Below are 9886 nucleotides of genomic sequence, written 5' to 3' on the forward strand. Positions count from 1 at the left end.
TGCGGTCATCACCGACCAACTTACCCGTTAGTGACTCCGATCATGCCCAGCTCGTCCGCTCGCAGCGGAGAATTCAAGGCCTCACAGCAACAGAAATTGCCGACTACCTGCGGTGATGACAAAAGTCCCCAATCGCCACACCGGCACACAGTTCTCTCGAGAATTTTGCTGTCGGTGAGCAGAACTCCGAACCGGCGACGTCATGGAGTTTTGTCCTCGTCGACAAATCGAGAAATGCCTTTCAACGCTGCTTCGAATTCCTCGTCGGCCCGGGTTCTGAGCCAGAGAACAAGCACGCAGGCAGTGACGATCCCGAGCAGGTTGACAGCCAGTTGCAGAGACGACAACCCGGCGATCCGCCATTCTCCGTTTGCTGCCGCAACCACCGCGAAACCGGCGGCAGGAACCGTGGTGACAGAGATGAACACCCCGACCAAGGCAGCGGACTTCGACGAGACGAGTGCCAGCATCCCAGCCGCACCGGCAAGAAGCGCGACGACAAACGAAATGGGCCCGACCTTGTATACGAAATCGACCTCGTGGAGTGACTCGAGACTGACGACGTCCATCCATCCGAAGAACTTCACCACGAACGTTGCGGCAAGCGTCACGCCCATCGCGATGGGGAATCCGACGGCAAGCGCGAGAATCGAACGTCGACGCAACCGTCGATCTCGCCGTACGAGTGCGACTGCCAAAGCAGCCAGCGGACCGAACTCCGGACCGACGACCATGGCGCCGACGATCGTGATCTGAGAGTCGGTGACGACGCCGATCGCGGCCAGCAGACACGCAATGGTCAGGAACGCGACGAACAATCCGTTGAGAGTCGACTCTTCGCGAGTGCGGGACAGCAATTCCTCCCACACGACGGAATCCGCGGGATCACCAGGCACGTCACGCTCGGCTTTGCGCGCCGACGCCGACAACACCGTCTCGACCGGTACGAGCGTCATTCCGCCGTCCTCGGCGACGCCGAGTTCGTTCAGGGCATCGACGACGTCGTTTGCCGCCTCACGGGCGACGTCGGCCTCCACCATGTCGCCGGCAGGATGAACCGCGACATCGCGCATCACGACGATGTGTGTCGCGCCCCGCTGCGACGCGAGCGCACCGAGAACTTGCTCGGTGCGCTCGGTCGGGCAGATCACCCGCAAATGCAGCATGGCGATCCGGTGTCGGCTCTACTTGGCTTCGCCGGTGTCGCCTTCGGACTTCTTGTCCTCTGACTTCTTCTCGGGCTTCGCGTCGATACCCGATTCCTTGCGCTGCTGAGCCGAGATCGGTGCCGGAGCATCCGTCAGCGGGTCGACGCCGCCGCCGGACTTCGGGAACGCGATGACCTCACGGATGGAATCCATGCCGGCGAGGAGCGCGGTGATGCGGTCCCAGCCGAATGCGATTCCGCCGTGCGGCGGCGCACCGAAGGCGAAGGCGTCGAGGAGGAAGCCGAACTGCTCCTGCGCCTCTTCCTCGGAGATACCCATCACCTTGAACACTCGTTCCTGAATGTCCTTGCGGTGGATACGAATACTGCCGCCGCCGATCTCGTTGCCGTTGCAGACGATGTCGTACGCGTAGGCGAGAGCGGAATCCGGATCGGTGTCGAACGTGTCGAAGAACTCCGGCTTCGGCGACGTGAACGCGTGGTGCACGGCGGTCCACGCGGAGTGGCCGAGAGCGACGTCACCGGATGCAGTGGCGTCGGCGGTCGGCTCGAACATCGGAGCGTCGACGATCCACACGAAGGCCCACGCGTCAGGATCGATGAGGTCCTTCTTGCGGGCGATCTCACCACGGGCAGCGCCGAGGAGGGCGCGCATCGGCTTCGTTGCACCAGCTGCGAAGAAGACGCAGTCTCCCGGCTGAGCTCCGACGTGGACGGCCAGGCCCTCACGCTCGGCGTCGGTCAGGTTCTTGGCAACAGGTCCACCGAGAGTGCCGTCTGCACCGACCAACACGTACGCCAGACCCTTGGCCCCACGCTGCTTGGCCCATTCCTGCCAGGCGTCGAGTTGCTTGCGCGGCTGGCTTGCACCGCCGGGCATCACGACGGCGCCGACGTACTCCGCCTGGAACACGCGGAACGTCGTGTCCTTGAAGAAGTCCATGCACTCGACGAGTTCGATGTCGAAACGCAGGTCCGGCTTGTCGCTGCCGTAACGACGCATTGCCTCGGTGTAGGTCATGCGGTCGATCGGCGTCTTGATCTCGTGGCCGACGAGCTTCCAGAGCGCCGTGAGAATTTCCTCGGCAAGCAGGATGATGTCGTCCTGGTTGACGAAAGCCATCTCGATGTCGAGCTGAGTGAACTCGGGCTGACGATCGGCGCGGAAATCCTCGTCGCGGTAGCAACGCGCGATCTGGTAGTAGCGCTCGATGCCGCCGACCATGAGTAGCTGCTTGAACAGCTGCGGGCTCTGCGGCAGTGCGTAGAAGCTACCGGGCTGAAGGCGTGACGGTACGAGGAAGTCACGGGCACCCTCTGGCGTCGAACGCGTGAGCGTCGGAGTCTCGACCTCGACGAACTCGTGATGCGCGAGAACGCCGCGCGCTGCAGCACTTACCTTGGAGCGCAAGCGAATTGCGGAGCCGGGGCCCTCACGGCGCAGGTCGAGGTAGCGGTACTTGAGGCGCGCTTCTTCGCCGACCTGATCGTCGAGCTGGAACGGCAGCGGTGCGCTTTCGTTGAGAACCTCGAGTTCTGTGGCGTTGACCTCGATCGCTCCGGTGGGGATCTCGAAGTTCTGGTTGCCCTCTGGGCGAACCTCGACCGTTCCGGTCACGCGAACGCAGTATTCCGCGCGCAGACGGTGCGCCTGCTCGGCCACGTCACCTGCCCGGAAAACTACCTGCGCAACTCCGGATGCATCACGGAGATCGATGAAGATCACTCCGCCGTGATCACGACGCCTGGCTACCCAACCGGTGAGCGTTACGGTCTGCTCTGCCTGCTCGGGTCGCAATGAACCGGCGAGATGTGTGCGCAGCACGGGATTCCTTTCGAACTACTTCCAATAACCGACGACCGACTACTTTGCCTGCGATCCTACGGAGCGAACTGCACAGAGCGGAAACGCGGACCCGCATCGCATGCGAAGCTATCTCCAGAAGTGACGGCAAGCACTTGTTCACGACAGCAGAAAGCGGACATAGATGACCTTCAACGAGGGGGCCCGCGGCGAAGCGGGACGCGTTCAGGTTCAAGGCGGCGGGGGTGGCGGTGGCCGCGGCGGCAAAATCGCGATCGGCGGTGGCGCGGGCGGCATTATCGTTCTGATCCTGGCGCTATTGTTCGGCGGTGACCCCGGCTCACTCCTGGGTACGTCTACCGAGACTTCGAGTTCGTCGACCGGACTGTCGTCGGTCGACGAGTGCACCGGTGCTCAGGCAAACGCCGATGTGAACTGCCGCGTCACACTGACCGTCGGAAGCCTCGACGACGTTTGGGAACAGCAGTTGGTCAAGCAGACCGGCACGGCGTACGTGCGACCCGAAGTCATTCTGTTCAGCGGTTCGGTCAACACCGGTTGCGGCCAGGCGTCTAGTGACGTCGGTCCGTTCTACTGCCCGGCCGACCAGACTGCGTACTTCGACACGAGTTTCTTCCAACTACTCGTCGACCGTTTCGGTTCCAGCGCCGGACCGCTCGCACAGGAGTACGTGGTCGCGCACGAGTTCGGACATCACATCCAGAATCAGCTCGGCGACATCGGCCGCGCGCAGGCCGACCCGCAGGGTGAGCAGTCGGGTGCGGTTCGCACCGAACTCCAGGCCGATTGCTACGCAGGCGTCTGGGCACATTTTGCGGACACGATTCCCGATCAGGCGACCGGTCAACCGTTCCTGAAGCCCTTGTCAAAAGACGACATTCGCGACGCATTGTCCGCCGCCTCGTCGGTCGGCGACGACCGTATCCAAAAGTCCACGACCGGTCGGGTCAACCCTGAAGGTTGGACACACGGCTCCTCCGCACAGCGTCAGGCGTGGTTCATGACCGGATACCAGACCGGCCAGATTTCGTCGTGTGACACGTACTCGGCGCGGGATCTGAACAACCCGCCCGACCTCAAGCGATAGCGAATCTCCGAAACCATCCCACCGACAATTTTTTCTGTCTTGACAGATTTAGTTGTCGGTGGGATGGTTTTCTCATGTTGGACGTAGCAGTCATCGATCGCCCCGGAGCTGCCGAGGCGTCGCTCGATCCGATTCGGCAACGGATTCTGGCCGAATTGGCGGTGCCGGGATCGGCATCCTCGCTGGCGCCCCGGATCGGGCTGACACGCCAGAAGGTGAACTACCACCTGCGCACTCTCGAAGACCACGGACTTGTCGAGCTCGTCGAGGAACGCAAGCGAGGCAACATGACCGAGCGAATCATGCAGGCCAGTGCCGCGTCGTACGTCATATCCCCTGCCGCCATGTCGGCGCTCGCCCCGGACCCGGGCCGGTTCCCCGATCAACTCTCGGCGCGCTGGCTCGTCACTCTCGCAGCGCGGATCGTCCGAGAGGTCGGCGAACTGATCGCCGGAGCAACTGCAGCCGGAAAACCGTTGGCGTCCTTTGCCATCGACAGCGACATCACCTTTGCCACGGCGGCCGACCGTGCCGCCTTCGCCGGCGAACTCGGCGAGTCGATCAACTCACTCGTCGCCAAGTATCACGACGGCAATTCCGAAGGCGGACGCAAACACCGCCTCGTTGTCGCCCTGCATCCCAGCCTCACCACACCCCAAACCATCACAACCCAAGCGATCGACGCGCCCGAAACGGAGAAGTAGCAATGTCCGAGAAATTCGAAATCCGCCGCGAGGTGGTCGTCCCAGGAACCCCCGAGCAGATCTGGGCCGCCATCTCGGCCGAAACGGCCGGCTGGATGTTCCCCTCCCCTCTCGAGATCCCCGCCGACGGCAGCCGCCCGGACAGCCCGATCATCGCCACGTGGGAGCCACCCCGCGAACTCGCCATCCACATGCAAGGCCCCGACGGCTGGTTCAACAACCTCGAATACGTCGTCGAGGCCCGCGACGAGGGCACCGCCGTTGTCCGCTACGTCCACGCCGGAGTGTTTGCCGATGACTGGGACAACCAGTACGACGGCGCGAGCAAGCACACGGACTTCTACCTGCACAGTCTCGGCCAGTACGTGCGGTACTTCGCCGGCAGGCCCACCACCTATGTCTCGGCTGAAGGCCCGGAATCCTCTTCCGCACCGCAAGCGATGGGAACGCTTCGCAGCGCCCTCGGAATCACCTCGGGCGCCGCTGTCGGTGACTCCGCGTCGGTGGAAGTCCCCGGAATCGGAACCGTCGACGCGATTGTCGACTACATCAACGACTGGTTCATCGGCTTGCGCACCCAGGACGCATTGCTGCGGTTCTACGGCCGAAGTGCTTTCGGCGGCACCGTCGACGCGGCCCATCACCTCTTCGCAGAGGGTGCTGACGGTGGATCAGCAACGGCAGCGTGGCAGGGCTGGCTCGACGGCGCGTTCGCCTGAGTCGTCACACTCCCCGCTCTGCTGACACGCGACCGTCGTCGATCGCGGTCAGCAGAGCGGCGTGATCGCGAGCATTGCGCTTGGCGTAGGCAGCCGCGAACTCCCCGATCGCGAAATCGAATTCGGTTCCCTCACCGAGATATTCGGCGATCGCTATCCGATCGGACGAGCGAGCGTGTGCGTAGGCAAGGACCCTGGCGCACAGGCGCCCGTAGAGTTCCAGCCCCTGCGGCACCATCTCTTCGATGACTGCCGACCCTTTACCGTCACGCAGTTGACGAATGTAGAAATCGTGCTCACCCTCGTCGAGCCCCGGCCCTCGTTCCCAGCCGAGAAAGATGTCGCTTGTCGCTTGCATCAAGCGTTGCCCGTTGACGACGCGTTCCCCTTCGTTCTTGAAGGTCGGACCATCGACGTAGCCGGACAATACCGAGGGTTGCGCTTCCTTGACCTGCAGGATCAACGGATCGTCGTCGTCGACTCCTTTCATGAGGATCATCCATGCGCGTGTTCCGACGCTCCCGACACCGACAACCTTCCGCGCAATGTGCGTCATCTCGAAGCTTTCGAGCAACACCCGACGGTCCCACTGCAGCGTGCTCCGATACGACCGAACGCGCTGACGTAGCAACTCCTCGATCTGCGTGAGATCGGTCCCTGCGAACAACTCGTTTGCGGGCACGATCAGCGGCGGATCACTGATGAATTGCCGCCGGCCGTCGACGATTTCGGTGAACTTGCCTGCCGCCTGCACACTGTCGCGGCGACGAGCCTTGTCCAGCGTCGCTTGTGTGCGAGCAAGCATGCGCTTCTTCAGGTCGATCTGGAGAGCCTCGAGCCCGTCCTCGGGTGCGATGTGCGAGTACCAGACTGCAAGATTTCCCAATCCTGCCTGGGTGATCATGGTTTCCCGATACTCGGCCGCGCATCCGCGAACGATCTTCTTTCGCTCCTTGCCCGAAAATCCGTTGTCCTTTGCGGCGATCACCAAACTTGCGGCCAGTCGTTTCACGTCCCATTCGAACGGTCCCGGGTACGTTTCGTCGAAGTCGTTGATGTCGAACGCGAGCTTTCGCTCGGGCGTCGCATAGATACCGAAGTTGCTCAGGTGCGCGTCGCCGCAGAGTTGGCTGGCAAGACCCGAATCCGGACTGCGTGACAAATCGTCGGCCATCACCAGAGCAGCGCCGCGGAAGAACGAGAACCGCGATGCCGACATCCGCCCGTATCGGATGGGCACCAGGTCCTGTACCCGCGACTTCGCCTGCAATTCGAGCAGTGATATCGGATCACGGTCACTCTCTGCCAGATCCGCGAGCGCGGCCAATGGCGTATCTCTACGCGCCTGACGGCCGCGCGCCCGCCTTTCGTCGACCGTGAGATGCTCGGTACGCACTGCTGTCATCTGCCCGACCTTTCACTCGCAACGGCTATCGCTACGAACTCGACGCGTCGGGCGTCGTGCGGCCTCCTGATCCGCGCGCTGCGCGTACCAGGAGTTCCGGACTTGACACCAACGCCTTGCGCCACGGAAGTACCCCGTCGATCTCGATCTGAATCGACAGGCTCAGCACGGTCCGAATAAGAACGATCATGCCCAGAACTGCGGCGTCTGTCAGCGACGGCGACGACGTCACCGTCTTCACCAGATCAGCGGCGACAAGGATCTCGAGGCCGAGAAGGATGACCGCGCCCATGGTCTCGCGCAGAGTACGAAACGCCGAACTACCGTCCCGCGTTCGACTCCATGCGCGCCCCGCGATCACGAATGCGAACACGAACCCGAGAACCATGGCGACAACACCGAGTACCTCGAACCATTCGGTGACCAGCTCGAAGAACCTGATTTTGTCCATGGTCATGATTCTCGAGGTAATGCACCGATAAGTCGAGGTGACACGACGGCGTCAGCTGAAGATCCGCTCGATGTCGTCGAGTCGCAGCTCGGTGGCGCGGGGAGAATAGCCCGAGCCCCACAGGCTGTCGTCGACGTAATGGACGTTCCCCGAGCGGACAGCGGGAAGACGCTCCCAGAGCGGGTTCATTGCCAACTGCGCGCGGACGTCCTGCTGGTCCTGGAATGCGCCCACGATGATCACGTCGCTGGTCACCTGATCGAGTTGCTCCGCTGTGAGTGTGCGCGTGAACTCCTCCGATGTAGCTCGTTCGCCGGGGAAACCGAGGGCGTCGAGAAGAGCGCCGACCTGGTTGTAGACGACACCGTTCTCGCCGGTGCGGAGGAGGGTCACCGACGGCAACGAACCGAGGGCGGAGAGTCGATCCTTGATTGCCAGGAGTCGGCCTTCCGTTCGCGCGTTCAATTCGGCCGCCGCGTCTTCGCGTCGGACCGCGACGCCCATCGAGGTGACCAATTTCTTCATCTCGTCCCACGTGAGGAACCCGTTGAAGCCGGCGAACACCGGCACGCCTGTGGCAGAGAGTTCGTCGTAAGACTTTGCTGCGTAAGCATTTCCGGCCGTCAGGAGCATGACGATCAGATCCGGCGACACGCCGATGATTGCTTCCTTGTTCCACGTTCCCGCCGTGCCGAGGTTCGGGATGTTCGCAGCCTCTGGCATCGTGCGCAACACCGCGTCACCGCTCACACCCTCGAGACCGAAGAAGCCGCCGACGATCTTCTCCGGCGGCACACCGAGGTCGAGCACCGTCGCCATGGCGCTGACATGGGCGATGACCATTCGCTGCGGATCCGAAGGGATCTCGACACTGCCCGTCTCGTCCTGCACCGTGACGAGACCGCCTGACTCCAAGCCATTTTCGTCACTGCTGCACGCTGCCAGCAAGGTCGCGGCCGCGGCACCGAGCCCGGCGCCGAGGAAACCCCTGCGCGTCAGCGCATCGACGATGCGTTTCCACTGCTCCTCTGTATCGAGTGCGGTGTTATCGAGTGCGGGCGCCAGGCAGATCGAGTTCGGCACAGTTCGGTCCATTCGTTCGAGCGGTCGAGAATCACCTCGATTGTGGCTATCGAACCGTCGAAACTGAACAGGATTTCGAGCCGACAACTATCGCTGTCCGGTCACACCTTCTTGACGACGCTCGACTTCAATTGCATCGGTCCGATGCCGTCGACCTTGCAGTCGATGTCGTGGTCACCAACGCCCTGGACAAGGCGGATGTTGCGAACTTTCGTACCTGACTTGATGCCGGTCGGACTGCCCTTCACCTTGAGCGTCTTGACGACCGTCACCGTGTCGCCGTCCGCAAGAATGTTGCCTACGGCATCTTTCACCACACCCAGGTCCTCGCCGGCACTATCGGTCGGCGCCCACTCGTGCGCGCAGGACGGGCAGACCATCAACGCGCCCATCTCGTAGGTGTATTCGCCGGCGCATTCAGGGCAAGGGGGCAAGGTGTCTTCCACGCGGTTCATCCTATCCACCAGGCACCCGATCCCCATTTTTGCATTTCATGAGGCATTCTTGGGCGAAATATTGCATTCGATGAAACTTTGCACTCTGTGCAATTATGGATGAAATGGGAACCGAAACTCTCGGATTGCGCGAACGAAAACGAATTGCGACGAGGCAGCTGATCGAGCACACCGCCGTCGAACTCGTTCTCGACCTGGGCTATGACGAAGTGACCGTCGAGAAAATCTGCGAAGCCTGCAATCTGTCGACCCGCACGTTCTTCAACTACTTCCCCACCAAGGACGCAGCGATCGGTGGGCTCATGCTCGTCGTGCCAAGTGAGACGACCATGCTCACGCTCATCGGCAAGCACCCGGACGATCCGCTGCGCGGCGCCCTCGCGGTATTCGAGGCGGCGATGCAAATCGTCGACGAGCGACCCGATCTGCTCGCGCATCGACGCGAATTGTTCGAGCGTCATCCCACGCTGTTGCAACAACATCTGGCCACCTTCCACGATCTTGAAGACACGCTCACCCGGATCCTCACGCGGGAGTTGTCGAACAGAACCGAGTATCGCCGCCTGCACTCGGACACAGCCGCTGCCGACGAAGCCACAGCAACGGTCATCACCGCAGGCGCCGCGATGCGTTACGTCTTCCGAAAATGGCAGAACAGTGAACGGGCAAGCCCCAGAACAGATTTGCTCGATCCGGCACTACTCCTGATGGCTCGAATACTGAGGTCCGAGAGCTGATCCACACTCTCGCACCCGCCGTCACTCAACTAAGGAACTACATGTCCACTCGAGAAGCTGCGACCGTCGAGCCCGACGGCACGCATACCGACACCGAGGCCTCGCCGGACAAACGGTCGATCATCCTCGTTTTTGTCGGGCTGATGATCACGATGCTTCTGGCTTCGCTCGACCAGATGATCTTCAGTACCGCGTTGCCCACCATCGTGGGCGAATTGAACGGCGTCAACCACATGGTCTGGGTGACGACGG

10 protein-coding genes and 1 pseudogene are annotated in these 9886 nt (G+C 62.1%); 5 read left to right on the forward strand and 6 right to left on the reverse strand.

Going from position 1 to position 9886, the window contains the following annotated elements:
* Nucleotides 1–200 precede the first annotated feature (200 nt).
* Nucleotides 201–1166 carry a DUF389 domain-containing protein gene (locus A2J01_RS32825; RefSeq protein WP_042448764.1) on the reverse strand — a complete coding sequence of 322 codons (966 nt, stop codon included), beginning with the start codon at nt 1164–1166 and terminating at the stop codon, nt 201–203.
* Nucleotides 1167–1184: 18 nt separating this feature from the next.
* The gene (aspS, locus tag A2J01_RS32830; protein ID WP_064114365.1) at nt 1185–2993 is read right to left on the reverse strand and encodes an aspartate--tRNA ligase; all 1809 of its coding nucleotides are present in this window, start codon (nt 2991–2993) and stop codon (nt 1185–1187) included.
* A 163-nt stretch (nt 2994–3156) separates the two neighbouring features.
* Between aspS and ypfJ the strand changes: the two genes are divergently transcribed.
* The 3 genes from ypfJ (at nt 3157) to A2J01_RS32845 (ending at nt 5503) form a co-directional block, all read left to right on the forward strand.
* Complete coding sequence (gene ypfJ / locus A2J01_RS32835) at nt 3157–4080, forward strand: KPN_02809 family neutral zinc metallopeptidase (protein ID WP_003945028.1); 924 nt, start codon at nt 3157–3159, stop codon at nt 4078–4080.
* Between the two features lie 74 nt (nt 4081–4154).
* On the forward strand, nt 4155–4784 hold the full coding sequence (locus A2J01_RS32840) for an ArsR/SmtB family transcription factor (RefSeq protein ID WP_003944947.1): 630 nt from the start codon (nt 4155–4157) through the stop codon (nt 4782–4784).
* A gap of 2 nt (nt 4785–4786) precedes the next feature.
* Nucleotides 4787–5503: a hypothetical protein gene (locus tag A2J01_RS32845; RefSeq protein ID WP_064114366.1), complete on the forward strand. Its 717-nt coding sequence runs from the start codon at nt 4787–4789 to the stop codon at nt 5501–5503.
* Between the two features lie 4 nt (nt 5504–5507).
* On the opposite strand, the gene A2J01_RS32850 is transcribed toward A2J01_RS32845, so the two are convergent.
* From A2J01_RS32850 to A2J01_RS32865, 4 genes are all read right to left on the reverse strand, one after another.
* Nucleotides 5508–6908, reverse strand: a complete 1401-nt coding sequence (locus A2J01_RS32850) for a DUF2252 domain-containing protein (protein WP_064114367.1) — start codon at nt 6906–6908, stop codon at nt 5508–5510.
* A gap of 31 nt (nt 6909–6939) precedes the next feature.
* Nucleotides 6940–7359, reverse strand: coding sequence for a DUF1622 domain-containing protein (locus A2J01_RS32855; RefSeq protein WP_007728052.1), 420 nt, complete (start codon nt 7357–7359; stop codon nt 6940–6942).
* A gap of 51 nt (nt 7360–7410) precedes the next feature.
* Entirely contained in the window at nt 7411–8454 is a 1044-nt protein-coding gene (locus A2J01_RS32860) for an ABC transporter substrate-binding protein (protein ID WP_064114368.1), read from the reverse strand.
* Between the two features lie 89 nt (nt 8455–8543).
* Entirely contained in the window at nt 8544–8888 is a 345-nt protein-coding gene (locus tag A2J01_RS32865) for a zinc ribbon domain-containing protein YjdM (protein ID WP_003944988.1), read from the reverse strand.
* A 113-nt stretch (nt 8889–9001) separates the two neighbouring features.
* Between A2J01_RS32865 and A2J01_RS32870 the strand changes: the two genes are divergently transcribed.
* Nucleotides 9002–9634, forward strand: a complete 633-nt coding sequence (locus tag A2J01_RS32870) for a TetR/AcrR family transcriptional regulator (RefSeq protein WP_064114369.1) — start codon at nt 9002–9004, stop codon at nt 9632–9634.
* 41 nt (nt 9635–9675) lie between these two features.
* Nucleotides 9676–9886: pseudogene (locus tag A2J01_RS32875) on the forward strand (MFS transporter); the annotation flags it as partial.

The organism is Rhodococcus sp. EPR-134 (assembly GCF_001647205.1).
GTDB lineage: Bacteria > Actinomycetota > Actinomycetes > Mycobacteriales > Mycobacteriaceae > Rhodococcus_F > Rhodococcus_F qingshengii.